The organism is Mycobacterium sp. NGS26, from assembly GCF_059813025.1.
Map to the genome: position 1 here is coordinate 127,476 of NZ_JCALDU010000005.1, position 25,702 is coordinate 153,177.

At 68.3% G+C, this 25,702-nt stretch carries 28 protein-coding genes; 14 read left to right on the forward strand and 14 right to left on the reverse strand.

The features are described from left to right. The first annotated feature begins 47 nt into the window (after nucleotides 1–47). The 3 genes from aceA to AC5Y6X_RS17640 all read left to right on the forward strand — a co-directional run bounded on the left by aceA (nucleotide 48) and on the right by AC5Y6X_RS17640 (nucleotide 4,298). A complete protein-coding gene (gene aceA, locus AC5Y6X_RS17630; protein WP_499987933.1) occupies nucleotides 48–2,336 on the forward strand; it encodes an isocitrate lyase ICL2 in 2,289 nt (762 codons plus the stop codon). Between the two features lie 263 nt (nucleotides 2,337–2,599). Continuing rightward, a complete protein-coding gene (locus AC5Y6X_RS17635; RefSeq protein ID WP_499987934.1) occupies nucleotides 2,600–3,028 on the forward strand; it encodes a hypothetical protein in 429 nt (142 codons plus the stop codon). Between the two features lie 106 nt (nucleotides 3,029–3,134). Beyond that, nucleotides 3,135–4,298 carry an LLM class flavin-dependent oxidoreductase gene (locus AC5Y6X_RS17640; protein WP_499987936.1) on the forward strand — a complete coding sequence of 388 codons (1,164 nt, stop codon included), beginning with the start codon at nucleotides 3,135–3,137 and terminating at the stop codon, nucleotides 4,296–4,298. Nucleotides 4,299–4,546: 248 nt separating this feature from the next. Here AC5Y6X_RS17640 and AC5Y6X_RS17645 read toward each other — a convergent pair whose 3' ends face one another. Continuing rightward, on the reverse strand, nucleotides 4,547–5,014 hold the full coding sequence (locus tag AC5Y6X_RS17645) for an SRPBCC family protein (RefSeq protein WP_499987937.1): 468 nt from the start codon (nucleotides 5,012–5,014) through the stop codon (nucleotides 4,547–4,549). A 197-nt stretch (nucleotides 5,015–5,211) separates the two neighbouring features. Here AC5Y6X_RS17645 and AC5Y6X_RS17650 point away from each other — a divergent pair, with 197 nt between their 5' ends. The 4 genes from AC5Y6X_RS17650 to AC5Y6X_RS17665 are packed head-to-tail and all read left to right on the forward strand — an operon-like array spanning nucleotide 5,212 to nucleotide 9,691. Then, entirely contained in the window at nucleotides 5,212–6,291 is a 1,080-nt protein-coding gene (locus AC5Y6X_RS17650) for a serine hydrolase domain-containing protein (RefSeq protein WP_499987939.1), read from the forward strand. Between the two features lie 52 nt (nucleotides 6,292–6,343). After that, complete coding sequence (locus tag AC5Y6X_RS17655; protein ID WP_499987941.1) at nucleotides 6,344–8,194, forward strand: fatty acyl-AMP ligase; 1,851 nt, start codon at nucleotides 6,344–6,346, stop codon at nucleotides 8,192–8,194. 50 nt (nucleotides 8,195–8,244) lie between these two features. Next, nucleotides 8,245–8,916 (forward strand): hypothetical protein, encoded by a 672-nt coding sequence (locus tag AC5Y6X_RS17660; protein ID WP_499987943.1) that lies wholly within the window; start codon nucleotides 8,245–8,247, stop codon nucleotides 8,914–8,916. A gap of 22 nt (nucleotides 8,917–8,938) precedes the next feature. Continuing rightward, complete coding sequence (locus AC5Y6X_RS17665; protein WP_499987945.1) at nucleotides 8,939–9,691, forward strand: YqjF family protein; 753 nt, start codon at nucleotides 8,939–8,941, stop codon at nucleotides 9,689–9,691. Between the two features lie 13 nt (nucleotides 9,692–9,704). Here AC5Y6X_RS17665 and AC5Y6X_RS17670 read toward each other — a convergent pair whose 3' ends face one another. After that, nucleotides 9,705–10,475 carry an SDR family oxidoreductase gene (locus tag AC5Y6X_RS17670; RefSeq protein ID WP_499988386.1) on the reverse strand — a complete coding sequence of 257 codons (771 nt, stop codon included), beginning with the start codon at nucleotides 10,473–10,475 and terminating at the stop codon, nucleotides 9,705–9,707. Nucleotides 10,476–10,531: 56 nt separating this feature from the next. On the opposite strand from AC5Y6X_RS17670, the gene AC5Y6X_RS17675 reads away from it, so the two are divergent. Further along, on the forward strand, nucleotides 10,532–11,008 hold the full coding sequence (locus tag AC5Y6X_RS17675) for a nuclear transport factor 2 family protein (protein WP_324676938.1): 477 nt from the start codon (nucleotides 10,532–10,534) through the stop codon (nucleotides 11,006–11,008). On the opposite strand, the gene AC5Y6X_RS17680 is transcribed toward AC5Y6X_RS17675, so the two are convergent. Continuing rightward, complete coding sequence (locus AC5Y6X_RS17680) at nucleotides 11,005–11,751, reverse strand: DJ-1/PfpI family protein (protein ID WP_499987947.1); 747 nt, start codon at nucleotides 11,749–11,751, stop codon at nucleotides 11,005–11,007. The two genes, AC5Y6X_RS17675 and AC5Y6X_RS17680, sit on opposite strands and share 4 nt — an antisense overlap. Nucleotides 11,752–11,785: 34 nt before the next feature. Further along, the gene (locus AC5Y6X_RS17685) at nucleotides 11,786–12,736 is read right to left on the reverse strand and encodes a GlxA family transcriptional regulator (RefSeq protein ID WP_499987949.1); all 951 of its coding nucleotides are present in this window, start codon (nucleotides 12,734–12,736) and stop codon (nucleotides 11,786–11,788) included. 110 nt (nucleotides 12,737–12,846) lie between these two features. On the opposite strand from AC5Y6X_RS17685, the gene tpx reads away from it, so the two are divergent. Continuing rightward, the gene (tpx, locus tag AC5Y6X_RS17690) at nucleotides 12,847–13,341 is read left to right on the forward strand and encodes a thiol peroxidase (protein ID WP_499987951.1); all 495 of its coding nucleotides are present in this window, start codon (nucleotides 12,847–12,849) and stop codon (nucleotides 13,339–13,341) included. 52 nt (nucleotides 13,342–13,393) lie between these two features. Here tpx and AC5Y6X_RS17695 read toward each other — a convergent pair whose 3' ends face one another. From AC5Y6X_RS17695 to AC5Y6X_RS17705, 3 genes are read right to left on the reverse strand one after another with little or no spacing between them, the layout of a single operon-like run. Next, the gene (locus AC5Y6X_RS17695) at nucleotides 13,394–13,642 is read right to left on the reverse strand and encodes a hypothetical protein (RefSeq protein ID WP_499987953.1); all 249 of its coding nucleotides are present in this window, start codon (nucleotides 13,640–13,642) and stop codon (nucleotides 13,394–13,396) included. Further along, the gene (locus AC5Y6X_RS17700; RefSeq protein WP_499987955.1) at nucleotides 13,639–13,782 is read right to left on the reverse strand and encodes a hypothetical protein; all 144 of its coding nucleotides are present in this window, start codon (nucleotides 13,780–13,782) and stop codon (nucleotides 13,639–13,641) included. Before AC5Y6X_RS17700 ends, AC5Y6X_RS17695 begins: the two co-directional genes overlap by 4 nt. Continuing rightward, on the reverse strand, nucleotides 13,779–14,159 hold the full coding sequence (locus AC5Y6X_RS17705; protein ID WP_499987956.1) for an NYN domain-containing protein: 381 nt from the start codon (nucleotides 14,157–14,159) through the stop codon (nucleotides 13,779–13,781). The genes AC5Y6X_RS17700 and AC5Y6X_RS17705 overlap by 4 nt, the downstream gene beginning before the upstream one ends. Before the next feature lie 44 nt (nucleotides 14,160–14,203). Between AC5Y6X_RS17705 and AC5Y6X_RS17710 the strand changes: the two genes are divergently transcribed. Then, on the forward strand, nucleotides 14,204–15,388 hold the full coding sequence (locus AC5Y6X_RS17710; protein ID WP_499987958.1) for an acyl-CoA dehydrogenase family protein: 1,185 nt from the start codon (nucleotides 14,204–14,206) through the stop codon (nucleotides 15,386–15,388). 82 nt (nucleotides 15,389–15,470) lie between these two features. On the opposite strand, the gene AC5Y6X_RS17715 is transcribed toward AC5Y6X_RS17710, so the two are convergent. Together AC5Y6X_RS17715 and AC5Y6X_RS17720 are read right to left on the reverse strand one after the other, a co-directional pair. Continuing rightward, complete coding sequence (locus AC5Y6X_RS17715) at nucleotides 15,471–16,292, reverse strand: alpha/beta fold hydrolase (protein ID WP_499987960.1); 822 nt, start codon at nucleotides 16,290–16,292, stop codon at nucleotides 15,471–15,473. 21 nt (nucleotides 16,293–16,313) lie between these two features. After that, nucleotides 16,314–17,297 carry a cation diffusion facilitator family transporter gene (locus tag AC5Y6X_RS17720; protein ID WP_499987962.1) on the reverse strand — a complete coding sequence of 328 codons (984 nt, stop codon included), beginning with the start codon at nucleotides 17,295–17,297 and terminating at the stop codon, nucleotides 16,314–16,316. 61 nt (nucleotides 17,298–17,358) lie between these two features. Here AC5Y6X_RS17720 and AC5Y6X_RS17725 point away from each other — a divergent pair, with 61 nt between their 5' ends. Both AC5Y6X_RS17725 and AC5Y6X_RS17730 read left to right on the forward strand, forming a co-directional pair. Next, a complete protein-coding gene (locus tag AC5Y6X_RS17725) occupies nucleotides 17,359–18,258 on the forward strand; it encodes an NAD-dependent epimerase/dehydratase family protein (protein ID WP_499987964.1) in 900 nt (299 codons plus the stop codon). A 101-nt stretch (nucleotides 18,259–18,359) separates the two neighbouring features. Continuing rightward, on the forward strand, nucleotides 18,360–19,814 hold the full coding sequence (locus AC5Y6X_RS17730; RefSeq protein ID WP_499987966.1) for an aldehyde dehydrogenase family protein: 1,455 nt from the start codon (nucleotides 18,360–18,362) through the stop codon (nucleotides 19,812–19,814). 55 nt (nucleotides 19,815–19,869) lie between these two features. On the opposite strand, the gene AC5Y6X_RS17735 is transcribed toward AC5Y6X_RS17730, so the two are convergent. The 3 genes from AC5Y6X_RS17735 to AC5Y6X_RS17745 all read right to left on the reverse strand — a co-directional run bounded on the left by AC5Y6X_RS17735 (nucleotide 19,870) and on the right by AC5Y6X_RS17745 (nucleotide 22,665). Continuing rightward, nucleotides 19,870–20,124 carry a hypothetical protein gene (locus AC5Y6X_RS17735; protein WP_499987968.1) on the reverse strand — a complete coding sequence of 85 codons (255 nt, stop codon included), beginning with the start codon at nucleotides 20,122–20,124 and terminating at the stop codon, nucleotides 19,870–19,872. Between the two features lie 93 nt (nucleotides 20,125–20,217). Further along, complete coding sequence (locus tag AC5Y6X_RS17740) at nucleotides 20,218–21,621, reverse strand: amino acid permease (protein ID WP_499987970.1); 1,404 nt, start codon at nucleotides 21,619–21,621, stop codon at nucleotides 20,218–20,220. 30 nt (nucleotides 21,622–21,651) lie between these two features. Next, nucleotides 21,652–22,665, reverse strand: coding sequence for an NADP-dependent oxidoreductase (locus AC5Y6X_RS17745; RefSeq protein WP_499987972.1), 1,014 nt, complete (start codon nucleotides 22,663–22,665; stop codon nucleotides 21,652–21,654). Nucleotides 22,666–22,736: 71 nt separating this feature from the next. Here AC5Y6X_RS17745 and AC5Y6X_RS17750 point away from each other — a divergent pair, with 71 nt between their 5' ends. Then, complete coding sequence (locus tag AC5Y6X_RS17750) at nucleotides 22,737–23,585, forward strand: class I SAM-dependent methyltransferase (protein ID WP_499987975.1); 849 nt, start codon at nucleotides 22,737–22,739, stop codon at nucleotides 23,583–23,585. An 18-nt stretch (nucleotides 23,586–23,603) separates the two neighbouring features. Here AC5Y6X_RS17750 and AC5Y6X_RS17755 read toward each other — a convergent pair whose 3' ends face one another. Next, entirely contained in the window at nucleotides 23,604–24,089 is a 486-nt protein-coding gene (locus AC5Y6X_RS17755) for an Rv1419 family lectin (protein ID WP_499987976.1), read from the reverse strand. Between the two features lie 96 nt (nucleotides 24,090–24,185). Between AC5Y6X_RS17755 and AC5Y6X_RS17760 the strand changes: the two genes are divergently transcribed. Continuing rightward, nucleotides 24,186–24,839, forward strand: a complete 654-nt coding sequence (locus AC5Y6X_RS17760) for a hypothetical protein (RefSeq protein ID WP_499987978.1) — start codon at nucleotides 24,186–24,188, stop codon at nucleotides 24,837–24,839. Nucleotides 24,840–24,843: 4 nt separating this feature from the next. On the opposite strand, the gene AC5Y6X_RS17765 is transcribed toward AC5Y6X_RS17760, so the two are convergent. After that, nucleotides 24,844–25,662 carry a glycoside hydrolase family 16 protein gene (locus tag AC5Y6X_RS17765; protein WP_499987980.1) on the reverse strand — a complete coding sequence of 273 codons (819 nt, stop codon included), beginning with the start codon at nucleotides 25,660–25,662 and terminating at the stop codon, nucleotides 24,844–24,846. Nucleotides 25,663–25,702 lie beyond the last annotated feature (40 nt).

A 25,702-nucleotide genomic window follows, 5' to 3' on the forward strand; every position in this document is an offset into this window, starting at 1 on the left:
GATAGACTCACGTGCAGCGGAATCGTGCTGAAGAGGAGCGTGACTTCATGGCCATCATCGACGCGGACACCGAGGTTCCCGCACCGTTCGAACAAGAGGTCGCCGCGACCCAGCGATACTTCGACGACCCCCGCTTCGCCGGGATCATCCGCCTCTACACGGCACGCCAGGTGGTGGAGCAGCGCGGCACGATACCCACCGACTACACCGTGGCGCGCGAGGCGGCGGCGGCCTTCTACAAGCGCCTTCGCGAGCTGTTCGCCGCCAAGAAGAGCATCACGACGTTCGGGCCCTACTCGCCCGGGCAGGCGGTGAGCATGAAGCGGATGGGCATCGAGGGGATCTACCTCGGTGGCTGGGCGACCTCCGCCAAGGGTTCGACCACCGAGGACCCGGGTCCGGATCTTGCCAGCTACCCCCTGAGCCAGGTTCCCGACGACGCCGCGGTCCTGGTGCGCGCGCTTCTGACCGCCGACCGCAACCAGCAGTACCAACGCCTGCAGATGAGCGAGCAGCAGCGCGCCGCGGCCAAGGAATACGACTTCCGGCCATTCATCATCGCGGACGCCGACACCGGACACGGCGGCGACCCGCACGTGCGCAACCTGATCCGCCGCTTCGTCGAGGTCGGTGTGCCGGGGTATCACATCGAGGACCAGCGGCCGGGCACCAAGAAGTGCGGCCACCAGGGCGGCAAGGTGCTGGTTCCGTCGGACGAACAGATCAAGCGCCTCAACGCCGCCCGTTTCCAGCTCGACGTCATGCGGGTGCCGGGGATCATCGTCGCCCGCACCGACGCGGAGGCGGCCAACCTGATCGACAGCCGCGCCGACGAGCGCGACCAACCGTTCCTGCTCGGTGCCACCAACCTCAACATCCCGTCGTACAAGTCCTGCTTCCTGGCGCTGATGCGGCGCTTCTACGAGCTGGGCGTCAAGGAACTCAACGGCCACCTGCTCTACGCGATGTCCGACTCCGAGTACGCGGGCGCCACGGCCTGGCTCGAGCGCCAGGGCATCCAGGGGCTGATCTCCGACGCCATCAACGCCTGGCGGGAGGACGGGCAACACTCGATCGACGATCTCTTCGACCAGGTCGAGTCGCGGTTCGTGGCCGCCTGGGAGGACGACGCCGGGCTGATGACCTACGGCGAGGCCGTGGCCGAGGTGCTCGAATTCGGCGAGAGCGAGGACGAGCCGGCCGGCATGAGCCCCGACGAGTGGCGCCGGTTCGCCCAGCGCGCCTCGCTCTACGAGGCCAAGGAGAAGGCGAAGGAGCTCGGCGTCGACTCGCCCTGGGACTGCGAGCTGGCCAAGACACCCGAGGGTTACTACCAGATCCGCGGCGGCATACCGTACGCGATCGCCAAGTCGCTGGCCGCGGCGCCGTTCGCCGACATCCTCTGGATGGAGACCAAGACCGCGGATCTGGCCGACGCCAAGCAATTCGCCGACGCCATCCACGCCGAATTCCCCGACCAGATGCTGGCCTACAACCTCTCGCCGTCGTTCAACTGGGACACCACCGGCATGACCGACGAGGAGATGAAGCGCTTCCCCGAAGAGCTCGGCAAGATGGGCTTCGTCTTCAACTTCATCACCTACGGCGGGCACCAGATCGACGGCGTCGCCGCCGAGGAGTTCGCCACCGCGCTGCGGCAGGACGGCATGCTGGCGCTGGCTCGTCTGCAGCGCAAGATGCGTCTGGTCGAGTCTCCCTACCGCACGCCGCAGACCCTGGTCGGTGGTCCGCGCAGCGACGCCGCGCTGGCCGCGTCCTCGGGCCGCACGGCGACCACCAAGGCCATGGGCAAGGGGTCGACCCAGCACCAGCACCTGGTGCAGACCGAGGTGCCGAAGAAGCTGCTGGAGGAGTGGCTGGCGCTGTGGAGCGACCACTACCAGCTCGGCGAGAAGCTGCGCGTGCAGCTGCGACCCCGGCGCGCCGGCTCGGATGTACTAGTGCTCGGGATCTACGGCGAGGGGGACGAGCAGCTCGCCAACGTCGTGTTCGATCCCATCAAGGACCGCCACGGCCGCAGCATCCTGACCGTGCGCGACCAGAACACCTTCGCCGAGAAGCTCCGCAAGAAGCGGCTGATGACTTTGATCCACCTGTGGCTGGTCCACCGCTTCAAGGCCGACGCGGTGTACTACGTCACGCCCACCGAGGACAACCAGTATCAGACCTCGAAGATGAAGTCCCACGGCATCTTCAGCGAGGTCAACCAGGAGGTCGGCGAGATCATCGTCGCCGAGGTCAACCGCCCGCGCATCGAGGAGCTGCTCACCCCCGACCGCGTCGCGCTGCGGAAGCTGATCACCAAGGAAGGCTAGGCGGGCCTCGCGCGCCGGCGCCCATCGACTTCCGGGCTGTTCACCGGCTGCATGTGCGCCGCGACCTTATCCCTGAGGGTCGAGATCGACGCTAGCGTGCATGTCACTCGCACTTTTCCGCGCCAGCGTCGATCTCGACGAAAACTCACCGGTGCCCGCCCAGCCCCCTCGGTCCTCCAATCCTGTTTGCGCCTGTTTGCACTCCGGCATCCGGGGTACTGAGAGGTGGATACATGTGGCGCGAGCGGAGAGTGGGGAATCTGATGAGATCCGAGGCCAGGACTGCTGTCGCGCTTTTCGGCGGTGCCGCCGCGCTCGTCCTCGCGGTCGGCTGCGGGGGCGGCGGCAACAAGGGGCCGAGCAGTAGCACGACGCCGACGACGACCCCGTCGTCCAGCGTGGCGCCCACACCATCCACCACACCGGGCACCGGCGGTCCCGGTGGCGGAGGCGGCACCGTTCCCGGTGGCCCCACCGGTAGTGGCGGCCCCGGCGGCGGAGGCGGCAACATCCCGGGCGGTCCCACGGGTGGCGGTGGGCCGGGTGGCGGAGGCGGCAACATCCCGGGCGGCCCCACGGGTGGCGGCGGGCCCGGCGGCGGCGGCGGCACCATTCCCGGCGTCGGCGGTGGCGGCGGCGGACCCGGCGGTGGCGGCGGTTGCGTCGGCAACGTCTGCGGCGGATATCCGTGATCGGCTGCCGCTTTTGAGCGCGCGGTAACGCACCGGCAGCGGTGGCCTAGGGACGATCGCGGCGTTCGGGTTATTGTTCGAGCAACTCGAATGCAAAGGGATTTCGATGGCCAAGCTCAGGTTCGGTTATTTCATCGCCCCATTCCATCGTGCGGGCACAAACCCGACGCTCGCGTTGCAGCGTGACCTCGAGTTCATCGAGCATCTCGACGCCCTCGGCTTCGACGAGGTGTGGTTGGGCGAGCACCATTCGGCCGGCAGCGAGATCATCAGCTCACCGGAGATCTTCATCGCCGCCGCCGCCGAGCGCGCCAAGCGGATTCGGTTTGGCACCGGGGTCATTTCGCTCGCGTACCACAACCCGCTTTGGGTCGCCGACCGCCTGATGCTGCTCGATCACCTCACCCACGGCCGCGTGATCGGCGGGATGGGACCGGGCTCGCTGCCCACCGACTCCGCGATGATCGGGCTGAACCCCACCGACACCCGCGAGCTTCTCGAAACCAACCTCGACATCGTCGTCCGGTTGCTGGCGGGCGAGACGGTGAGCGCCAAAACCGCCACCCATCAGCTTTTCGACGCCAAGTTGCAGCTGGCGCCGTACTCCGACGGCGGGATCCCGCTGGCGGTGGCCGCGGTCGCGTCACCGACGGGGGCGAGGCTGGCCGGCAAGCACGGCATCGGGCTGCTCTCCATCGGGGCGACGCTGACAATCGAGGGCTTCAACGCGCTTTCGTATCACTGGGGCATCGTCGAGGAGCGCGCCGCGGCCTTCGGCACGCAGGTCGACCGGAGGAACTGGAGCCTGGTCGGGCCGATGCACATCGCCGAGACCGACGAACAGGCCCGCGCCGACGTGAAATTCGGCATCGAGTCGTGGTTCAACTACTTCCAGAAGGTTGCCGCCTTCCCGCAGATGACGATGCCGGGGGAGCAGCTCGACGAGATGATCGACATCATCAACGACAACGGCGCGGGCGTCATCGGCACGCCCGAGCGGGCGCGGGAGCAGGTGCAGCGGCTGTGGGACCAGTCCGGCGGCTTCGGCTGCATGCTGCAGATGGGCCACGAGTGGGCCAACCCGGCGGCAACCAAACGCTCCGCCGAATTGTTCGCCGCCGAAGTCATGCCGCACTTCCAGGGTCAGGCGCAGCCGACGCTGGATGCCGCGGCGCGCGCTGGCCAGGTGCGCGAGGGCCTCGCGCAGTCGCAGCTGCAGGCCGTCGAGCACATGGCGAAGAAGTATCAAGACGAGGTCAATTCGAAGTAGCGGCGGCGAATAAAGCTCACTCCGTGGCGTCGGTCTCTGCTGCCGCACAGCTACTTCAATGTTGCGGATTGATGGATCCGAGCATCGAGTCGTCAAGGTGTTCTATGAACCCGCCGAACTCGCCGGGCAGCTACAAAGATTGGGTTGGGTCGCAAATTTGGCTGGGACCTCACGATTGATCTATGGGTCCGCCTCACCGGTGCGCTGCATCCACCAGAGCGAAACGCCCTGAGCGGCCACGACAAACGCTACCGCCCGCCGCTCGACTCGCGCTCGGCCGCCTTCACCAAGCGGCCCGCAAAAAACCGGACGGCCCCGCCCATCGCGGCGCGCATCAACGGACCCGTCCCGCGAACGCCCTCGACAAACGAGCCCGTCCACCGAATCTCGGTGCTGCCGGACGCCGTCGGCGTGAACACCACCTCGCCGAAGTAGTCCTTGGCCGGGGAGGGAGGCCCGACCAGTTTGTACGCGTGCCGGCGATCCTGCTCGTACTCGACCGTCTCTTCCTGTACCAGCATCGGCCACATCCCGACCTTGCGGATGGCTCCGACACCGCCGGGCGGGGGATCGCCTTGGCGCGCCCAGCTCGAATGCAGCACGATCGGCTTGGCCCAGCTCGACCAATTGGCCCCATCCGCCACGAGCCGGAACAGCGTCGCCGGCGGCGCGCTACTGGTCTTGTTGACCTCGAAGGAAAACTTCCGACCCGCCATGCCCGACTCCCCGGTGATAAAGCTGAATGACCTTGAATGGATTGGGCGTACCTTACCGTTCGAGCCGCGCAGCGACGAGGCCAGGCGCATACTCACCCTGTGAGCCAGCCGATGCCGTTTCGGCCCCACCCGCACCCACCAAGGCCGGCCCGGTCGCGGCGCCCCCTCCGCATGAGCGAAACACCTTGTAATCCAACATGATAACGCGACCAGCGGTGCTACTTCTCGCGGCGGTGCTGTCGCTGAGCGGTTGCGGCGGTGGCCGAACCGCCGCTCCTGCCGGCCCGACAAACCACGACGCGGCCGCGGCCCGCAGCCAGCATGCGCTCGACGACGCCATCGACGTCGGTGCGCCGGGGTGCTCGGCCGCGGTCGGCGTCGAGGGGAAGGTCGTCTGGACGGGAGTTCGCGGGGTCGCGGACATCTCAACCGGCGACGCGATCACCCCGCAAACCGTGTTCGACATCGCCTCGGTATCCAAGCAATTCACCGCCACCGCGCTGCTGCTGCTGGTTGATGCGGGCGAGATGGCGCTCGACGACCCGTTGTCTCGATACGTTCCCGAACTACCGTGGTCCGGCGCGGTCACCGTCGAGCAGCTGATGCACCAGACCAGCGGAGTCCCCGAGTACGTCGGGCTGCTCGAGGCGCAGGGCTTCCAGCTGGGCGACCGTACCACCGAGGACCAGGCCCTGCAGGCCCTGGCCGGCGTGCCGAAGCTGGAGTTCGCGCCCGGGTCCCGGTTCGACTACTCGAACTCCAATTACCTGCTGCTGGGCGAGATCATCCACCGGATCTCGCGGGAACCGTTGGCGCAGTACCTAACCGAGAAGATCTTCGATCCGCTGGGTCTGGCCATGGTCGTGGATCCGACCGGGCAGGTTCCCGGCAAGGCCGTCGCGTACGAGAAGGGCAGCGACGGGTTCCGCGCCACCCGGTCGGGCTGGGAACAGGTCGGCGACGGCGGCATCCAGACCACGCCCAGCCAGCTGGTCCGTTGGGCCGACAACTACCGAACCGGCCGGCTGGGCGGACCCAAACTCAGGGAGGCGCAACTGGCGGGGGCGGTACCCACCGAGCCGGGGGGCGGGGACCGGTACGGCGCCGGAATTTACGCCCTGGCCAACGGCACGCTCGATCACGACGGCGCCTGGGGCGGGTTCGTCACGGCGTTTCGCGTCAGCAAGGACCGGGCAACGTCGCTGGCCGTCAGCTGCAACACCGACAAGCAAGACCCCGAGGCACTCGCCGACGCGCTCGGCAAAGCCTGGATGTAGCCGACTCAAGCTGGCGCACAACGACTCTTCGGCCGCCACCTAGACTGCGCTTATGGATTACGGTTCCCGACATACCGTGGCTCCAAAAGGCCTGCTGCGGATCGAGGACTGCCTGGACGCCGACGGCGGCGTCGCGTTGCCACCGGGCACCACCCTGATATCGCTCATCGAGCGCAACGTCGCGAATGTCGGCGACTACGTCGCGTACCGCTACCTCGACTACGCCCGGTCCGACGGGCACGCAGTCGAAATGACGTGGGCCGAATTCGGTGTGCGGCTACAAGCCATCGGTGCGCACGTACAACGGTTCGCGGGCCAGGGTGACCGGGTCGCGATCCTCGCACCGCAGGGCATCGACTACGTCGCGGGCTTCTACGCCGCGATCAAGGCGGGGACCATTGCGGTGCCGCTGTTCGCCCCCGAACTGCCGGGCCACGCCGAACGGCTGGAAACCGCCCTTCGTGATTCGGAACCCGCCGTCGTGCTGACGACGGCGGCGGCCAAGGAGGCGGTCGAGGGCTTCCTGGCCAAGCTCCCGCAGCTGCGAAGGCCGCAACTGCTCGTCATCGATCGGATACCGGATTCCGCCGGGGAACGGTTCACTCCTGTCGAGCTGGACATCGACCGGGTTTCCCACCTGCAGTACACCTCCGGTGCGACGCGACCACCGGTCGGCGTGGAGATCACCCATCGGGCCGTCGGCACGAACCTGGTGCAGATGATCCTGTCGATCGACCTGCTGAACCGAAACACCCACGGCGTCAGCTGGTTACCGCTCTACCACGACATGGGGCTGTCGATGATCGGCTTCCCCGCGGTGTACGGCGGACACTCCACGCTGATGTCGCCGACGGCATTCGTGCGCCGGCCGCAGCGGTGGATCCAGGCGCTGGCCGCCGGGTCGCGGCAGGGCAACGTGGTCACCGCCGCACCCAACTTCGCCTACGAGTGGGCCGCACAGCGCGGCCTGCCCGCAGCGGGCGACGACATCGACCTGAGCAACGTCGTGCTGATCATCGGATCCGAACCGGTCAGCATCGACGCGATCACCACGTTCAACAAGGCGTTCGCGCCCTACGGGCTGCCGCGCACCGCGTTCAAGCCGTCGTACGGCATCGCCGAGGCGACGCTGATGGTCGCAACCATCGACCACGACGCCGAGGCGAGCGCCGTTTACCTCGACCGCGAGCAACTGGGGGCCGGGCGGGCGGTGCGTGTCGCCGCCGACGCACCCAACGCGGTGGCACACGTGTCGTGCGGGCGGATCGCGCGCAGCCTGTGGGCCGTGATCGTCGACCCGGACACCGGAGCCGAGCTGCCCGACGGCGCGGTCGGCGAAGTCTGGCTGCAGGGCAACAACGTTGGCCGGGGTTACTGGAGACGTCCGGACGAAACCGAGCTGACGTTCCACGCCCGGTTGCGGTCGCCGCTCGAGCGGGGCAGCCGCGCCGAGGGCTCAGCGGCCGGGCGGTCGTGGCTGCGGACCGGGGACCTGGGCGTCTTCCTGGACGGCGAGCTCTACATCACCGGCCGGATAGCGGACCTGGTGATCGTCGACGGCCGCGCCCATTACCCACAGGACATCGAGGCCACGGCGGCGGAGGCCTCGCCGATGGTGCGGCGCGGTTACGTGACGGCGTTTGCGGTGCCGCACGACGAGGGGGACCCGGGGGCGGCGAGCCAACGCCTGGTGATCGTCGCCGAACGTGCGGCGGGCACCAGCCGCGACGATCCGCAGCCTGCGATCGAGGCGATCCGGGCGGCGGTGTCGCATCGACACGGTGTGGCGGTGGCCGACGTGCGTTTCCTGCCGGCCGGTGCCATCCCACGCACCACCAGCGGGAAGCTGGCCCGCCGGGCGTGCCGCGCCCAATACTTGGGCGGCACCCTGCGCGTGCACTAGGCGGTTCCGCCGCTGACTGCATAGCCCGGCCCGGGTGGCATCCTGGCCATGTGGGTCTGCTAATCCGGTTGGCGGAGCTTTTGATAGTGATCCTGCCGCTGGTGACCATCGTCGTCGGCGCGCTGAGAGTCTTTCGCGCCAACAACGCGCGTGCCGCGGAGTCGGCCGACGGAGCGCCGAGGCGGGAAGTGTCCGAACCCGCCGCACGCACCGGCGGCAATCAAGTGGCCCAGTGGCAGTCGCTCAAGCGGGTTTTGGAAGAGCACAGCCGCATCGACAAGCGCTGGCTCGACTATGAGCTCGACTTCGCCAAGCTGCTCGACTTCCCGCTGATGACCGACATGCGCAACCCGCTCACGATCGCCTTCCACAAGGCCAAGCTCCGGGCGGACTTCCTGCGGCCCGTCAAGGCCGAGGACCTCCTCGACGACCGGGAGGCCACCGCGCAGTATCTGTCGGCCGTCGAGGAGTACGTGACCGCGTTCAACGTCGCCGAGGCCGAGGCGATACGCACACGTCGCAGCGACTTCTCACCGGACGACCAGCATCGGATCGCCCGCGCCCAGAGCCTGTTGCGGGTGGCCTCCGACCCAGCCGCGGCACCAAGGGAACGCCAGAACGCCTACGACCTCGCCGTCAAAGAACTCGACGGCCTCGTCGTCCTGCCGGCCACGACGCAGGCCAGCATCGAGCGCGGGATCTCCGGTGAGATAGAGGGCTGAATCGGCGTGTCAGGATGAGCGGATGGCCACCGATCCCAGCGAGAGTTCAGCGCTCGCCGGCTACCCGGTCACACCGCCGCCCCTGCCCGGCCCGGTCACCTTCGACCAACGCTGGAGTGAGCTGACCTTCGTCCATTGGCCGGTGGAACCCGAGAGCGTCGAGCACATGTACCCGCCCGGCACCCGTCCCGACGTGTTCGCCGACGGCATGACCTACGTCGGGTTGGTCCCGTTTGTCATGAGCACCACCAAAGTTGGCTCCGCACTGCCGCTTCCGTACTTCGGCAGCTTTCTGGAGACCAACGTCCGGCTCTACTCGATCGATGACGGCGGACGGCACGGCGTGGTGTTCCGGTCGCTGGAAACGGCTCGCCTGGCCGTCGTGCCCGTCACCCGGATCGGCCTCGGCGTCCCTTACACCTGGGCGCGGATGCGGATGTCGCGCCGCGGCGACCAGATCACCTATCAGAGCGTGCGCCGCTGGCCGCGGCGCGGGCTGCGCAGCCTGCTGACGATCGCCGTCGGTGAGGCGGTCGAACCGACGGCGCTGGAGGTCTGGCTCACCGCCCGATGGGGTGCGCACACCCGCAAGGCCGGGCGGACGTGGTGGGTGCCGAACGAGCACGGACCGTGGCCGTTGCGCGCGGCGGAGGTCGTCGAGCTGAGCGACGAGTTGGTGGCTGCCGCTGGGGTACGACCCGCCAGCGGTCGGTTGCGTGCGCTGTTTTCGCCGGGCGTGCGGGCCCGCTTCGGCCGACGCTGCGCCGTCGCGTGATCAGGGGCAATCATCAGGGGCAGGAGTATCCGCCGTCGATCACGATGTCGGAACCGGTCATGTAGCTCGACGCCTCGCTGGCCAGGTACAGGTACAGGCCGGCGAGTTCCTCCGGCCGGCCCAGGCGGCCCATCGGTATCTTGGGTTCCCACAGCGCGTGGAGGTCGGCCATGGGCTCGACGAGCTCGGTACGGATGTAGCCCGGGCTGACGCTGTTGACCCGGATGTTGTGCGGCGCGAATTCGACCGCCATGGCCTTGGTCAGGTGGATGACCGCCGCCTTGGACGCGCAGTAGTGGCCGACCTGCTGCGGGACGTTGATGATATGGCCGGACATCGACGCGGTGTTGATGATGACTCCGCCGTGCCCTTGGCGGACCATCGCCGCGGCCGCGGCCTGGGCGGTGAGAAAAACGCCCGTCACGTTGGTGTCCTGGATGCGCTGGAATTCCTCGAGCGGCATGTCCAGCATCGGGGTGACGCTGATGATCCCGGCATTGCAGACCGCGATATCGATGCCGCCCAACTCAGCGGTCACCCGGTCCAGCATTGCGCTCACCTGGTCGGGCTGGGTCACGTCGCAAGGAACGGGCACCACCCTGCCGCGACCGGCGGCCGCGATCTCCCGCGCGACCTTGTCTAGCGCGTCGACGTGTCGCGCCGCGACGGCGACGTCCGCCCCGGCCTGCAGGTAGGCCTCGGCCACCCTTCTGCCGATCCCGCTGGACGCACCGGTCACCATTGCCCGCTTGCCGTCCAGGTTGAACAACTCCAGCACGTTCATTCGATCCCCATCCATTCGAGCCACCCAAAACCGGAACAGGTTCTAGTGTGTCCGTCATGGGCAAATTCACCAGGGCCGAAATCGAGCGGGCCCTCGCGAACTACACGGCCGTGGTCGAGGGATGCAGCGCCTCGGGTGACTGGCGACCCTTTGCCGACCTATTCACCGAGGACGTCGTCTACACCGAGCACCACTACGGCGTCTTTCACGGGCGCGAGGCGGTCCGGGACTGGATCGTCGCGGTCATGGCGCCGTTCCCGCACATGCGGTTTCCCAGCGACTGGGTCGCCTACGACGACGACAACGACGCCGTCGTGCTCCTGATCAAGAACCTGCTCGACCACCCCACGGACCCCGACGCCGAGCCGTTCTGGTTCCCGAACTGGACCCGGCTGGTCTACGCCGGCGACGGCCTGTTCTCCAGCGAGGAAGACATCTACAACCCGAACCGTGACGCGCCCCGCGCCGTCGCCGCCTGGATGCAGGCCGGCGGCCGGCTCGAATCCGACGAGATCCTGCAGCCCAACGCCTAACCGACGGACGAGCGATGCGGCTGGCGGCCTCGCCGTCGCGACCGCACCGCCGCCAGCGCCTGATCCCACGCCAGCAGGGTCGCGGCCCTCATGTTGGCCGGCTTGACGGCATCGCGGGACAGCAGCGCGGTGGCGGCGGCTTTCGTGGTGGCCGACGCCTTGGAGATGTGGCCGGACTCGAACGGCGGCTGCGGGTCGTATTCGATGGCGAGCTGGATGGCCTTGGCGCGGCCCTCGCCACCGATCTGGCCGACCAGCCACAGCGCCAGGTCCAGCCCGGCGGACACGCCGGCACAGGTGACGATGTTGCCCTCCCGCACGATGCGCTCGTCGACGACGGGGGTGGCGCCGAATGCCTTCAGCGTGGGAACGGTCAGCCAGTGCGATGTCGCGCGCCGGCCCTCGAGCAAGCCCGCGGCCGCCAGGATCACCGAGCCCGAACACACCGACGTCGTCCAGCCCGCGGTCTCGTGGGTGCGGCGCAGCCACCCCAGCAGCGCCTCGTCACGCGCGTGCACCGGTGTCGAGGGGCCGCCGGGCACGAGAATCACGTCGGGTGAAGGCGTTTCGGCCAGCGAATGCGTGGCGCCGATGACCAGGACGCCGGAGTCGGCGGTGATCGGTCCGGACTCGTGCCAGACGAATCGCACCTCGGCGCCCGGCAGGCTGCGCAGCACCTCGTAGGGCCCGATCATGTCCAGCGCGGTGAACCCGGGGTAGGCCACGAATGCGATTTGGGTCATGGCTGTCGTCCTCTCTCGATGGCGGCCCCGACGATCACGCGAAGGCCTTGCGGTACTGATCCGGCGAGACACCGACGCGGCGAATGAAGTTGCGCCGCATGGTTTCCGCGGTTCCGAAGCCGCAGCGCGCCGCGATCGCCACAACGGTGTCGTCGGTCTCTTCCAGCTGCCGGCGCGCGGCTTCGGTGCGGATGCGTTCGACGTACTGGCCGGGCGCCTCGCCGACCTCGTCGGTGAACACGCGGGTGAAGTGGCGGGGGCTCATCGTCGCCCGGCGGGCCAGTTCGCCGATGCTGTGCGAACCGCCGGGCTCGGCCTCGATGGTCTCCTGGACCTCGCGGATCGACGGCCGTTTGGCCCGCGGCATCCACACGGGCGCCGCGAACTGCGTCTGACCGCCCGGGCGCCGCAGGTACAGCACCAGGTAGCGGGCGACCGTCTGCGCCAGCTCGGTGCCGTGGTCGTCCTCGACCAGCGAGAGCGCCATGTCGATCCCCGCGGTCACACCCGCGGCCGTCCACACCGTCTCCGAGCTGCGGACGAAGATGGGATCCGGGTCGACGTCGACGGCCGGAAACTCGCGGGCCAGCCGCCCGGCGAACGCCCAGTGCGTGGTCACCCGGCAGCCGTCGAGCAACCCCGCCTCGGCGGCGAGGAACGCGCCGGTGCAGACCGTCACTATCCGCCGGGCCGTTCCGGCGACGGCCTTGATCCAGGTCACGAGCTCGCTGTTGGCCCGCGCGTCGTCGACGCCACCGCCGCCGGGCAGCACGACGGTGTCCACTGCGGCGCCGGGATCGGGCAGCGGCGCCGCCACGAAGCCCAGGCCGGTCGCGGTGCTGACCTGTCGACCCTCGACCGACGCCACGACGACGTCATATCCGCCACCGGTCAGCAGCGATGCGGTGGTGAAGACGTCGTGCGGCCCCACCACGTCGAGTGCCTGAACGCCGGGAAAGCCGGCGATTACCACCTTGCGAGCCATGCAATCAGTGTTCGCCAGGCACGGGCATGTCGTCTACGCCATGTAGCCCACTGATTAGGACATGCGGACCTGGCCCCGGGTGCCGGTTGCGGGCTTGGCAGACTGTGCCCATGGCACAGATAACCTTGCACGGAAACCCGATCCACACCGTCGGCGACCTACCGGCCGTCGGATCTCAAGCGCCAGGCTTCACCTTGACCGGAACGGATCTGGGCGTCGTCAGCAACGACCAGTTCAGCGGTAAGCCCGTGGTGCTGAACATCTTTCCGTCCATCGACACACCGGTGTGCGCGAACAGCGTGCGCGCCTTCAACGAGCGGGCGGCCGCCGGCGGTGCGTCGGTGTTGTGCGTGTCCAAAGATCTGCCGTTCGCGCAGGCGCGATTCTGCGGCGCGGAGGGCATCGAGAACGTCAAGACGGGATCGGCGTTTCGCGGCAGCTTCGGCGACGATTACGGCGTCGGCATCGTCGACGGCCCGATGGCCGGGCTGCTCGCGCGGGCGGTGGTCGTGGTCGGCGCCGACGGCAAGGTCACGTACACCGAACTGGTGCCCGAGATCGCCCAGGAGCCGAACTACGACGCGGCGCTGGCCGCGGTGAGCTGAACCCGCTCAGCGGCGAGCGCGCAATTGCACATCCTCGAACCGAGCCGGTTGGTTACCGCCCCAGTCGATCCGCTGTGGCGGCCAGCACCTCGCGGCACTCGGCCCACATCTGTTTAATGATCTCGGTGGCGGGCGGGAGGTCGTCGATCCGGCCGGCGACCTGACCGGTGTTCGCGACGCTGGCGTTCATGTCGCCGTCGAAGTAGAGCCGCTGAACCCGTTGCAACGCGGCGCCGCCTTGTTCGAAAGACGCTGCCCGGTCAAGCTTTTCGGCGGCTTCGGTCCGGATCACGGGCATCATGGTCTCGACGATCCCAGCGCACCGACGTTGGATACCGCCGCGGCGAGCTGCGCGCCGGCGATGTAGGTCACCGGCGCCTGGATGCTCGGGATGTCGATCCGTGCGAGTTCGCAGACCCGGTTGGGTGCGGGGCCGCTCATGGCCCGCGCGGGTCGACGAGCTCGCGGAACCGCTCCGCCGGATAGACGGACGCACCCAACGCTCGGACCCGGTCGTTGAGCGCCCGGTCCGACGTCACGACGCGAATCTCGCGCGGGCGGTCGTCGGCGGAAACCAGCCGGACGATCTCGTCGTCGGCGGAATTCGCGGCCGCTCTGGGGGCATGCGCTATTTCGACCACCGCTGAGGCGATGGCGGTCGACGGCGGCCGCTCGAAGACCACCGTCACCGTCTCGCCCCGATCCGACGCCCAGCGGTCCACCCGCTCCACCAGCGTGGCCATCGCACGGCCGCGGTCCTTCCACCAGCCGTCGGGGCGGCTCCCGATCACGTTCATGCCGTCGACGATCCATCGCACCAACACACCGTAGGCCAATCCTCGTGGTTGGTACGGTCACCGGTATGACGTCGATAGCCGACACGGGCGACCGGGTCGTTTCACTGGCCCGCGGTATGCGCGATCTCGTGCGGGCCGAAGCTGCCGAATCCGAGCGGGCGCGCACGCTGACCCCCGCGATCGTCGACGAGATGTGGGCCAGCGGGCTGATGTCCGCGTTCAACCCCGTCGCGGCCGGCGGCCTCGAGCCGTCGTTTGGCGAGATGATCGAGACGTGGATCGAAATGGCTTGGCAGGACGGCTCATTCGGCTGGATCGGCATCGCCAACCTGCCGTCCTCGTTCGCCGCCGCGGCGTATCTGCCCGACGACGGCTTCGCCGAGGTCTTCACCGCGCACGACAACCGCGTCACCCTGGGGGGCCAATTCTTTCCGAATGGGCAGGGGGCCGCGACCGACGGCGGCTACCTGCTGAACGGGTCGTGGAACTTCGGCTCGGGCATCGGGCACTCCCAATACATCGCGGCCGGATTCTTTCCGATGGACGACGGCGAGATGCGCTGGATCAGCGAGGGCTTCCCGGAGATGCGCGTCGCAGTCGTTCCGCGGGACCAGATCAGCTTCAACGACGGCTGGTTCGTGCAGGGGCTCAAGGGAACCGGCTCCTACGACTACAGCGCCGAGGGCGTGTTCGTGCCCGCCGGCCGCACCTTCGAACTCTTCGTGCGGCGGCCCTACCGCGGCACCTCACCGGCCACCCGCATGGGCCTGATGCCCGTCACCGCCGCCGGCCACGCATCGTGGGCGCTCGGCGTCTCGAAGAGCATGCTCGACGACGTCCAGGAACTGGCCGCGACGAAGTTCCGGATGAGCGACATGGCTTCGTTGGCCAGCCGCCCGACGTTCCAGAAGGGGCTGGCGCACCATCGGGCGGCCTGGCGCGCCGCGCGTCTCTTGGTGCTCGACGCGTTCACGACGGCCGAGGCCGCGGTTGCGGCGGGCGAGGAGCTGACGCCCGCCCTGCGCGCGGACATGCGCGTGGCCGCCGTCTACGCCACCGACACGGCCCGCGGTTGCGCCGAGTGGGCCCACCTGGTCGCCGGCACCAGCTCGATCCGCGAGGGCAGCCGCCTGGAGCGAGCCTTCCGCGACATGTACACGGGAACCCAGCACGCCTTCATCAGCGAGAAGGTCGCCATCGACGCCGCACAGATTTGGCTGGGCATCATCGACGACCAGCCGGGTCTGTGAGTGTCCTTTCTTGAGCTCGAGATCGACGCTAGCGTGCGGCTCACTCGTACTTGTTCGCGCCAGTGTCGATCTCGACGCGGATTTATAAGTGAGGCAACAGTCGCTCGGCGAACGCCTCGGGATGTTCGCGGTGCATGAAATGACCGCCCGGGACTTCCTCGACGACGTAGTCGTTTTCGAACATCCGGGCGGCGGCGCGGTAGTCGGACGGCGCGACGACCGGATCGTCTAGCCCCGCGAAGACGACCGTGGGCACCGTGATCCGCGTCCGCAGCGATGCGCTGGGGATGGGGGAGAGCTTCCGGTAGTAGCCGAACGCCGCGTTCAGGCTCGCCCGGTTGGCGAAGCTCGCGCGCACGGCGTCGAACTCCTCGGGGCCCGGGTTCCACGTCGGGGACCAACGCCGGTAGATGGCGGGCAGCGCGGCAAAGCCGTTGCGCGCGAAGCGCCCCGGCGCACCCGGCAGCTTGTAGGCCGCAAAGTGGCGAGCACCCCAGAGCTTCCTCGGCGACGGCTTGAGCGTCGCCGGGTGCGGAATACCAACGACGACAAGCTTTCTCACCCGGTTCGGCGCCAGGGCCGCCGCGCCGTATGCGGCCGAGGCGCCCCAGTCGTGCCCGATGACGACGGCGTCGGGCGCGCCGAGCGCTTCGATCAGCGCAAGCGGGTCGCGCGCCAGCGTCTCTTGGTCGGTGTCGCGGTCGGGAATCGCGCTGGGGTGGTACCCGCGCAGGAACGGGCTGACCGCGCGGTATCCGTTGGCCGCGACGCGCGGCCGAAGATGGTCCCAGGTGTGCGCCGTGTCCGGAAACCCGTGCAGCATCAGCACCAACGGCCCGGAGCCCTCTTCCAGGTAGGCGAACTTCAGCCCGTTCGCCTCGACGAAATGGATCGCATCGGCCATGGCCTCCGGACACTACGCCGGTCAGTGCTCGCCGGGGTAGGCGTGGATCAACGCCGTGGCGAGTTTCGGGACGGCATGCGTCAGTTCGTGTTCGGCGTCGTGGGCGATGCGGTGCGCCTGCGCCAGGCTGAGGGCGGGGTCGACGTCGAGTTCGGCGTCGGCGTGCAGGCGGTGCCCGATCCAGCGCATCCGCACGCTGCGCACCGCCCGCACCCCGGGCCGGGACGCCAATGCCTGTTCGGCGGCCTCGACCATCTCGGGGTCCACGCCGTCGAGCAGGCGGCGGAACACGTCGCGCGCCGCCGTGCCCAGCACGGCCAGGATCGCCACGGTGATGACCAGGCCGACGATCGGGTCGGCCAGCGGGAACCCCAGCGCGACACCGCCGGCCGAGAACAGCACCGCCAACGAGGTCAACCCGTCGGTGCGCGCGTGCAGGCCGTCCGCGACCAGCGCGGCCGAACCGACCCGCCGTCCGGCCCTGATTCGATACAGGGCCACCCATTCGTTCCCGACGAATCCGATCAACCCGGCCAGCGCGACCCAGCCCACGTGCGCAACCGGTTCGGGATGGGTGAGCCGCACGACGGCCTGGTAGCCGGCGACGATCGCCGACGCCGTTATCGTCGCGACCACGAACAGCCCGGCCAGGTCCTCGGCGCGACCGAAGCCGTAGGTGTAGCGGCGCGTCGCGGCCTTGGCGCCCAACGCGAACGCGATCCACAAGGGCACGGCGGTCAGGGCGTCGGAGAAGTTGTGGACCGTATCGGCGCCCAGCGCAACGGATCCCGAAACCAGCGCGACGACGAGCTGGGCGGTGGCCGTCAGCCCGAGCACCACGAGGCTGATCTTGACCGCGCGGATTCCCGCGGCGCCGGATTCCAGGGCGTCGATGCCGTCGCCGTGTGAATGCGGGGCGAAGATCCCCTTGATCGCCCCGCGCAGACCATGCCGGTGGTCACGGTCATGGGGTTGCGCGTCGGCAATACAGGTATCTGCATGCATACGCAAATAATAGGCATTCGGTCCTGCCGCTGGCCAGCCGGCCGTCGCCTACCATCAGCGCATGCGCGGCTACAAGATCTTGATCACCGGCCCCACCGGGCAGGTCGCCACTCCCGTCGCCCGGGCCCTGGCGATCGACAACGAGGTCTGGGGCATCGCCCGGTTCACCGACGCCGCGGCCCGCGCGGCGCTCGAGCGGGCGGGGGTGCGGTGCGAGACCGTCAACCTGGCCGCCGGGGACTTCGCCGCAGTCCCGTCCGACTTCGACTACGTCGTCAATCTGGCCGTGGCCAAGAGCGGCAACTGGGACAAGGATCTGGCCGCCAACGCGGAGTCCGTCGGCCTCCTCATGGCCCACTGCCGCAACGCGAAAGCGTTCCTGCACTGTTCGTCGGCGGCCGTCTACGACCCGCCCGACGACGAGCCCCGGACCGAGCGCACGGCCCTGGGTGACAACCACAAGTCCCTGTTCCCGACCTATTCCATTTCCAAGATCGCCGGGGAGGTCGTCGCGCGGACGATGGCACGCGCCCTCGGCGTGCCCACCACCGTCGCCCGGCTCAACGTCCCGTACGGTGACAACGGCGGGTGGCCGTACTACCACATGGAGATGATCCTGGCCGGCGTGCCGATCCCGGTGCCGCCCGGCGGTCCCGCCCGCTACAACCCCATCCACGAGGACGACATCGTCGCCACCATCCCGAAGCTGCTCGCGGTGGCGTCGGTGCCGGCGACCACAGTCAACTGGTGCGGCGACCAGGTCGTCAGCATCCAGGAGTGGTGCGGTTACCTCGGCTCGCTGGTCGGCAAGGAGCCGGTGTTCGACGAGAGCGCGCAGGCGTTGCGCGGCAATCCCACCGACGCGACGCGGATGCACGAACTCATCGGGGGCACGACGGTCGACTGGCGCGACGGGATGCGCCGGATGGCGGCCAGGTTCCACCCGGAATTCGTGGCATAGTCGCGCCGAGCGTCGGCGGCTCCGGATGCCCACACCCTTGACCACGCCGCGCCGACAATGCTAAGCAAGTGCTCAGCATTCGACGGCAGGGAGGGTTCACGGTGACGGTGCAGACGGTTTTGGAGGACATCCGCAACCGCCCCGGCTCGGGCGACGTCATCCCGATCATCAATCCGGCAACCGAAGAACAGATCACCGAATTCACCGACTGCGGCAACGAGGCGGTCGACGACGCCGTCGCGCGGGCAAGGGCGTCGTTCGAGTCGGGCGTCTGGTCACAGCTGCCGGGCCGACAGCGGGCAAAGGTCATGTGGCGCATCGCCGATTTGATCGACGAACATGCCGAGGAGTTCGCCCAGCTCGACTCGCTCAACACCGGAATGCCGTTGCTGCAGGCGCAGTTACAGATGTCCACCTGCTCGGAGTTCTTTCGCTACTACGCCGGCTGGTGTTCGAAGCTCAACGGCGTCGCATACGACGTGAAAACCGACGGCATCGCGACGGACGCGTTCGTCAACATGCACGCCTACACGTTGAAAGAACCGTATGGCGTGGTGGGGCTGATCTTCCCGTGGAACGGCCCGATCTTCAATGCCAGCGCAAAGCTGGCGCCCGCGCTCGCGGCCGGGTGCAGCATGCTCGTCAAGCCCGCCGAGGAGACCCCGCTGTCGGCGCTGCTGCTCGACCGGCTGATCCACCAGGCCGGCGTGCCCGAGGGCGTCGTCAACCTGCTGACCGGCTACGGCCACACCGCGGGTGCGGCGATCACCGCGCATCCCGACGTCGAGAAGGTCGCCTTCACCGGGTCGACCGAGGTCGGCAAGGAGATCGTGCGGGCCTCGGCCGGCAATCTGAAGAAGGTCATGCTCGAGCTCGGCGGGAAGTCGCCGGTGCTGATCTTCGACGACGCCGACATGGACAAGGCCATCCTGATGGCGTCGCTGGGTATCTTCGTGCATTCCGGCCAGGGATGTGTTTGCGGCTCACGGATTTTCGCGCAGCGCGGCGTGTACGACCGGGTGGTGGAAGGCGTCGCGGGGATGGCGAATACGTTCAAGCTGGGCGCGCCCAGCGAGGAGGGCTGCGTCAGCGGCCCGCTGATCAGCCAGAAGCAGCTGACCCGCGTCATGGGCTTCATCGAGGAGGGCAAGGGCGACGGCGTCGACGTGGTCACCGGCGGCTACCGCCTGGACCGCAAGGGCTACTTCGTCCACCCGACGGTGCTCACCAACGTCGACCGCGGCATGCGGCTGTACCAGCAGGAGATCTTCGGGCCGGTGGTCACCATCCTGCCGTTCGACGACGAGGACGAGGCCGTCGCGATGGCCAACGACACCACGTACGGCCTGGCGGCCACCGCCTGGACGGAAAACCTGGGCCGCGCCCACCGGATCGTCAAGCGGCTGCAAGCCGGCAGCGTCCAGGTGAACTGCCAGTTGGTCTTCGACCACGATGTGCCGTTCGGCGGTTACAAGCAGTCCGGCTGGGGCCACGAGTTCGGCCGCGAAGGCATCGACGCCTACATGAAGACCAAGTCGGTGTGGGCCCAGCTGTAACGAAAAGTTCCGAACCTTGTTCAGGTTCGGAACTTTTCGATCGGCTCGAGCGGGTTCAAGATCCCCTGCTGTAGCGGGTCAGGAATCCGGTGGCCGCGACCGCCGCGACGGCACCGATGACACCCCACAGCACCAAGGGGAAGACCATCGACCCCAGGAACCAACCGAAGGTCATCCCGATGTAGAGCGTCCAGACCACTCGGTAGATGCTCCACAGCGCGATCAAGGCGGCGCTGATCCCGATGTACAGGCTCCGGTGGCGATCGACGCGGTTGATCTGCTCTTCGATGCTGGCCGGCACGATCTTCATTTGCTGACTTCCTTTCGTCACGCGCCGCCTCGGTGGCGGCGTCGTTGCGGCAAGTACAGCCGGTGCAATCGGCTACCGATCCCAACAACCTCGTCAGCCGACCGCTCGCTCCATCTCGGCCCTGAACTGGCGATACCTCGCGGCGCGCCCGGGCCGGCGCCGGACCACAGCCCAACCGGTCGCGAGCACCAGGAACCAGAGCGGGAACCAGGCCAGGGCGATCGCAGTTTCCCGCGCGGTGCACAGCGTCACGACCACGAACGCGAAAAAAACGAGGACGGCCCAGCACATCGGCTCGCCGGCGGGCATCTTGTAGGGCGAGTCGGCATGTCGCTGCGGGTGTCGGCGCCGGTACACCAGGTAGCTGACGACGATCATCGCCCACACGAACATGAACAACAGGGACGCGATGGCCGTCACGATCGTGAAGGCGCCCATCACCGAACCGCCCACATAGAGCAGCGGGATGGAGGTGAGCAGTAACGCGGCCGTGAGAACCAGCGCCCGCGCCGGCACGCCGCCGCGGTTCAGCCGCCCGAAGGCCGCCGGGGCGCTTCCCTCGTCCGCGAGGCCGAAAAGCATACGGCCGGTGGAGAATACCCCGGAGTTCGCGGCGGAGGCCGCGGCGGTGATCACGACGAAGTTGACGACCGTCGCCGCGGCGCCGAGCCCCGCCAACGAGAACATCATCACGAACGGCGACTCGCCGCTGGCGAACTGCCGCCACGGGACGACGGTGAGAATCGCCAGCAGCGCACCGATGTAGAAGATCGCCACCCGCAGCGGAACGGCGTTGATCGCCCGGGGGAGAGTGCGGCGGGGATTCACCGTCTCCGCGGCCGCGGTGCCGACGAGTTCCACCCCGACGAACGCGAACAGCGCGATCTGGAACCCACTGACCGCGCCCATGAACCCGGTGGCGAAGAATCCGCCGTCGTTCCACAGATTGGCGATGGTGGCGTGATGGCCTTGTGGCGAAATGAAATTCGTCGCCAGCAGTATCACGCCCACCCCGATGAAGCACACGATCGCGACGACCTTGATGAGGGCGAACCAAAACTCGGCCTCGCCGAAGTTGCGGACGCTGAACAAGTTCAGCGCGAGGATCAGCGCGCTCGTTACCAGCGCCGGCAGCCACGCGGGCAGGCCGGGCCACCAGAACCTTGTGTAGCCGGCGATCGCGACGACTTCCGCGACGCCGGTGGCGACCCAGGCGAACCAGTACGACCACCCGACGAAGAAGCCCGCCGCAGGCCCCAACAGGTCGGCCGAGAAGTCAACGAAAGACTTGTAATTGAGGTTGGACAACAGCAGTTCGCCCATCGCGCGAAGCACGAAGAACACGAAGAGCCCGATGATCGCGTACACCACCACCACCGCCGGGCCGGCGAGCGAGATCGTCCGGCCGGACCCCATGAACAGCCCGGTGCCGATCGCCCCTCCGATCGCGATCAGCTGAATGTGACGGTTGGAAAGGCCCCGATGCAGTTGCGGCACAGCGGTATTGGGCCAGCCGACGTCGCGTGCCTAGCCCGACGTCTTGACGACGAGCTTGCCGACGTTCTTCCCGTCGAACAGCATGTTGATCGCCGTCGGCAGCTGCTCGAAGCCCTCGATGACGGTCTCGAGCGGCGTGAGCTTGCCCTGGGTCATCAGGCCCGCGATCTCCTGAATCGCCTCGGGCGCGCGGCCGAAGTGGTCGAGCACGATGAAGCCCTGCACCGTCGCCCGCTGGATCAGCAGGTTGCCGAACGCACGCGGGCCGGGCGGCGGATCGGTGGAGTTGTAGCCGGAGATCAGGCCGCACAGCGCGACCCGCGCGCCGATGTTGAGGCGCGCGAAGATCGCGTCCATGATGTCGCCGCCGACGTTTTCGAAGTCGACGTCGATGCCGTCGGGCGTGGCGGCGGCGAGCTGGGCGGCCCAATCGTCGGCGCGGTGGTCCACCGCCGCGTCGAAGCCGAGCTGCTCGGTCAGCAGCGCGCACTTCTCCGGCCCGCCGGCGATGCCGACGACGCGGGCGCCGTCGGCCTTGGCGAGCTGGCCGGCGACCGAGCCGACCGCGCCGGCCGCCGCCGAGACGACCACCGTCTGGCCCGGTTGCGGCTTACCGATGTCGCGGATGCCGACCCACGCGGTGAGCCCGGTCATCCCGAGCGCGCCCATGTAGGCGCTCGGCGAGATGCCCTCGGCGACGTCGACCGGGAACAGTGGCATCGCATCCGAGGCGACCGCGTACTCCTGCCAGCCCACCAGGCCCTGCACGGTCTGGCCGACCTGGTAGTTCGGGTTCTTCGACGCGACCACCTCGCCCAGCCCGGCACCGCGCATCACCTCGCCGATGCCGACCGGCGGCAGATACGTGGGCGTGTCGTTGATCCACATGCGGTTCGTCGGGTCCAGGGAGATCCAGTCGACGCGCACCAGCGCCTCGCCGTCCCCGATCTCGGGGATCGCCTCCTCGGTGAGCTCGAAGGTGTTCGGGCCGATGCGGCCGGAGGGGCGTTCGCGGAGCAGGAAGCGACGGTTGCGATCGGGCATGAGCGCACGGTACCGGACTCGGCACGGGTAGCGACACGTCCGAGCGAAGTCGCGAGTGCTATAACGCACGTATGTCAGGCACCGGGCACACGATCACCCACGTTTCCGATACGGCCCGGTGGACGGCGTTGCACCGGGCCACCGAATCTGCGCGCCCCGATGCGCTGTTCAGCGACCCGCTCGCCGAACAGCTCGCCGGTGAACACGGCCGCGCCATCGTCGCCGGGACCCCGCGGAGGAGCCGCAGCGGGTGGTGGCTGGTCGCGCGCACCAAGGTCATCGACGACGCCATTGCCCGTGCGATAGAAGACGGCTGTGACCGGGTATTGAATCTGGCCGCCGGTCTCGACACGCGGCCCTACCGGTTGGACCTTCCCGCCGATCTGACCTGGGTGGAAGCGGACCTGCCGGCGCTGCTCGCCGAAAAGACACAGCTACTCGCCGACCAGACGCCGCGATGCCGGTTGACCCGCTCCGCCGTCGACCTGGCCGACCCACCAGCCCGCGACGCCTTCTTCGACGCCGCGCTGGACGGCGCCACCAAGGCGCTGGTGCTGACCGAGGGCCTGTTGATGTATCTCGAAGACCGTGACGTCACCGCGCTTTCGAATGCGATCAAGCGGCCCGAGGTCGCCTGGTGGATGCTCGAATTCGCGTTTCCGGGCCTGAAGAAGATGATGAACAAGAAGATGGCCGACCTGTCGCAGAACGCGCCCTTCAGGTTCGCACCCGAGAATGGGCTCGCCTACTTCGAAGAGCAGGGCTGGCGCACCGTCGAGGCGCAGTCACTGTTCGAGGCCGCCCACCGGCTGCATCGCTTACCGATGTCGATGCGGCCGCTCGCCCGCTTGCTGCCCCCGACGGATCTGCGCCGTCCGGGACGCAGGACCTCGGCCGCGGTCGCCCTGCTCACCCATTGAGCGGCCGACGAACGCCATCTACGAAACGCTGTCCCACTGCTCGTCGGTCACGTCGGGGATGCAGTGGTAGGCGATCACCGCGGTCCCGGGGTTGGCCACGCCGCCGTTGATGTTGAGGCAGGGGCCGAGGGCGCTCGTGACCTGGCCGTTGGGTTGGGTGTTCCACCGCTGGCTGTTTGAATCGGCCTGACAGGTCGAGAGGATCACCGGGGTGGTGTCCGCCGCGCTGGCGATGCTCAGGCAGTTCCCGGGGAAGGCCGCGCTCTCGATCTGACTGGCGGAGTTGAGGTTCCAGAGCTGGGACTTCGACCCGTTGCAGGCGTTGATCACCGTCGCGGCGTTGTTCCCATTCGGGCTGTCGAGACACCAATTGCCCATCCGGCTCTTCAGCTGGACCGGGCCGGCGGCGCTCGCCACACCCGCTCCCAGCAGCGCCACGCCGAGCGCTGTGCCGGCTACGACGAGGGACCGGCGCACACCGCCGATCAACCGGGATTCACACATTTCAGCTCCATCCTCTTGTGCCGCAGGCAATAAAATTCTTTCACCGCCATCCGGATTTGCGCTGACGCAGGTGTCGCGGTGCTGGACGATTACCCAGTGGACGCATTACGAATCGCCATGGTGTCGATCACCTTGACGGCCGCGGCCGTCCTGTGGACGGCCGGAGCGGCGGGCGCCGACCCCCCGCCCACCCAGGTGATCACCACCGTGGCCGTCGGGTCCGGTGGTCAAGCCGTCAACGGTTACCGGGAGGCGCCCACGCGGGGCAACGTCTTCGAGGTCGACGACTGCACGACACCGTCACCGTCGGCCGTCGCAAACAACATCTACTACTGCTCGCCCAGCGCGGCCGGCGCGGGCACCTGCTGGCCCTCGACGGCCGGATCGCTGCTGTGCGTCGACAACCCGTGGGACAGGAGCCTGCATCGGGTGGCCTATCGCGGTTCGCTCCCGCCGGTTCAGGCCACCGACACACCTGATCCCTTCGCGCTGGCCCTCGACGACGGCACGCATTGCCTGCTTCGCAACGGCGGCGCGTGGGGCGGGCGCGACGACGGATACGTCGGCGCGTACTGGTGTGGGGAGCCCGGGTCGAACCTGTATGTCCTGGAGCCTCCGGATGGGGGGAGCGGAGTCGACCGCTCGGGACCGGCCTGGACGGTCAAAGTCGGTCAGCTGGGCACCCCGACCGCCCACTTCCCGCCGCCGCGGACCCGCGCGGTGACCAGTGCGTGGTTCGCCGGAAACTGAGCGTCTACCAGACGCGGATCCAGTCGATCAGCATGTCCGCGGGGTAGGTACCGGATCCGGGGTCGCCGCCGCCCGAACCGGCAACCGCGAGGTTGAACACCGGAAAAGCGGTGTAGCCCGGGTTGTTGAACGGCCAGTCGGGCAGCGAGCTCGCCGGGACGTCGAAGTACGGTTGCGCGCCGTCGGTGTAGTCCTTCCAGAAGCGGATGCCCGCCGCGTCCCACTGGCATCGCCAGGTGTGCCACCCGCTGTCGACGGCGATGTTGTGGGTTTTCCATTCGCCGCCGTTCGCCTTCGCATGGACGGTGGTGGCCGAGGGCCAGTTGCCGTTGCCGTACCACTCGACGACGTCGATTTCGCCCTGATCCTCATTGCCCAGCCAGTACGCGGGCCAGGCACCGGGCGTCAGGCAGTCGAGCTTGATGCGGGCCTCCCAGGTATGGCCGACCCCGCCGCGCCAGTTGCTCTGGACCTTGCCGCTGAAATAGGTGGGGCCGTCTTTCGCGGCCCGCAGGACCAGGTTGGACTTGCCGTCGACGAAAACATTGCGGCGATCGTCGCGGTACTGTCCGATGTTCTCGGGCCGCTCCCAATACGTCGGATCCTTGATCTGCTCGCGGGCCCGCGCGACCGTCCACTTCGAGGCATCGGGCGCCGACCCGGCCGGCCCGTCGAATTCATCCTGGAAAACGTAGGTTCCGGTCTGGCCGCTGGGCGCATCCGGTCGCGACGGGAAGGCCCGGGCCTCAGGGATCGGGAGCGCGGCCGCCAGCACACCGATCCCTGCCGTCAGCATCATGCGGCGGCGATCCATCTCGGGCATAAGCAAGCGACGATAGCAGCCCGCCGGTACGGGGGTCGAA

What these genes read in the sequence shown, in the direction of transcription:
- AC5Y6X_RS17755 (WP_499987976.1), bottom strand. Translation starts at nt 24,089, where the DNA reads ATGTGTGAATCCCGGTTGATCGGCGGTGTGCGCCGGTCCCTCGTCGTA.
- AC5Y6X_RS17665 (WP_499987945.1), top strand. Translation starts at nt 8,939, where the DNA reads ATGGCCACCGATCCCAGCGAGAGTTCAGCGCTCGCCGGCTACCCGGTC.
- AC5Y6X_RS17650 (WP_499987939.1), top strand. Translation starts at nt 5,212, where the DNA reads ATGATAACGCGACCAGCGGTGCTACTTCTCGCGGCGGTGCTGTCGCTG.
- AC5Y6X_RS17680 (WP_499987947.1), bottom strand. Translation starts at nt 11,751, where the DNA reads ATGACCCAAATCGCATTCGTGGCCTACCCCGGGTTCACCGCGCTGGAC.
- AC5Y6X_RS17715 (WP_499987960.1), bottom strand. Translation starts at nt 16,292, where the DNA reads ATGGCCGATGCGATCCATTTCGTCGAGGCGAACGGGCTGAAGTTCGCC.
- AC5Y6X_RS17675 (WP_324676938.1), top strand. Translation starts at nt 10,532, where the DNA reads ATGGGCAAATTCACCAGGGCCGAAATCGAGCGGGCCCTCGCGAACTAC.
- aceA (WP_499987933.1), top strand. Translation starts at nt 48, where the DNA reads ATGGCCATCATCGACGCGGACACCGAGGTTCCCGCACCGTTCGAACAA.
- AC5Y6X_RS17700 (WP_499987955.1), bottom strand. Translation starts at nt 13,782, where the DNA reads ATGAGCGGCCCCGCACCCAACCGGGTCTGCGAACTCGCACGGATCGAC.
- AC5Y6X_RS17655 (WP_499987941.1), top strand. Translation starts at nt 6,344, where the DNA reads ATGGATTACGGTTCCCGACATACCGTGGCTCCAAAAGGCCTGCTGCGG.
- AC5Y6X_RS17725 (WP_499987964.1), top strand. Translation starts at nt 17,359, where the DNA reads ATGCGCGGCTACAAGATCTTGATCACCGGCCCCACCGGGCAGGTCGCC.
- AC5Y6X_RS17640 (WP_499987936.1), top strand. Translation starts at nt 3,135, where the DNA reads ATGGCCAAGCTCAGGTTCGGTTATTTCATCGCCCCATTCCATCGTGCG.
- tpx (WP_499987951.1), top strand. Translation starts at nt 12,847, where the DNA reads ATGGCACAGATAACCTTGCACGGAAACCCGATCCACACCGTCGGCGAC.
- AC5Y6X_RS17670 (WP_499988386.1), bottom strand. Translation starts at nt 10,475, where the DNA reads ATGAACGTGCTGGAGTTGTTCAACCTGGACGGCAAGCGGGCAATGGTG.
- AC5Y6X_RS17735 (WP_499987968.1), bottom strand. Translation starts at nt 20,124, where the DNA reads ATGAAGATCGTGCCGGCCAGCATCGAAGAGCAGATCAACCGCGTCGAT.
- AC5Y6X_RS17635 (WP_499987934.1), top strand. Translation starts at nt 2,600, where the DNA reads ATGAGATCCGAGGCCAGGACTGCTGTCGCGCTTTTCGGCGGTGCCGCC.
- AC5Y6X_RS17765 (WP_499987980.1), bottom strand. Translation starts at nt 25,662, where the DNA reads ATGCCCGAGATGGATCGCCGCCGCATGATGCTGACGGCAGGGATCGGT.
- AC5Y6X_RS17695 (WP_499987953.1), bottom strand. Translation starts at nt 13,642, where the DNA reads ATGATGCCCGTGATCCGGACCGAAGCCGCCGAAAAGCTTGACCGGGCA.
- AC5Y6X_RS17710 (WP_499987958.1), top strand. Translation starts at nt 14,204, where the DNA reads ATGACGTCGATAGCCGACACGGGCGACCGGGTCGTTTCACTGGCCCGC.
- AC5Y6X_RS17645 (WP_499987937.1), bottom strand. Translation starts at nt 5,014, where the DNA reads ATGGCGGGTCGGAAGTTTTCCTTCGAGGTCAACAAGACCAGTAGCGCG.
- AC5Y6X_RS17745 (WP_499987972.1), bottom strand. Translation starts at nt 22,665, where the DNA reads ATGCCCGATCGCAACCGTCGCTTCCTGCTCCGCGAACGCCCCTCCGGC.
- AC5Y6X_RS17685 (WP_499987949.1), bottom strand. Translation starts at nt 12,736, where the DNA reads ATGGCTCGCAAGGTGGTAATCGCCGGCTTTCCCGGCGTTCAGGCACTC.
- AC5Y6X_RS17750 (WP_499987975.1), top strand. Translation starts at nt 22,737, where the DNA reads ATGTCAGGCACCGGGCACACGATCACCCACGTTTCCGATACGGCCCGG.
- AC5Y6X_RS17720 (WP_499987962.1), bottom strand. Translation starts at nt 17,297, where the DNA reads ATGCATGCAGATACCTGTATTGCCGACGCGCAACCCCATGACCGTGAC.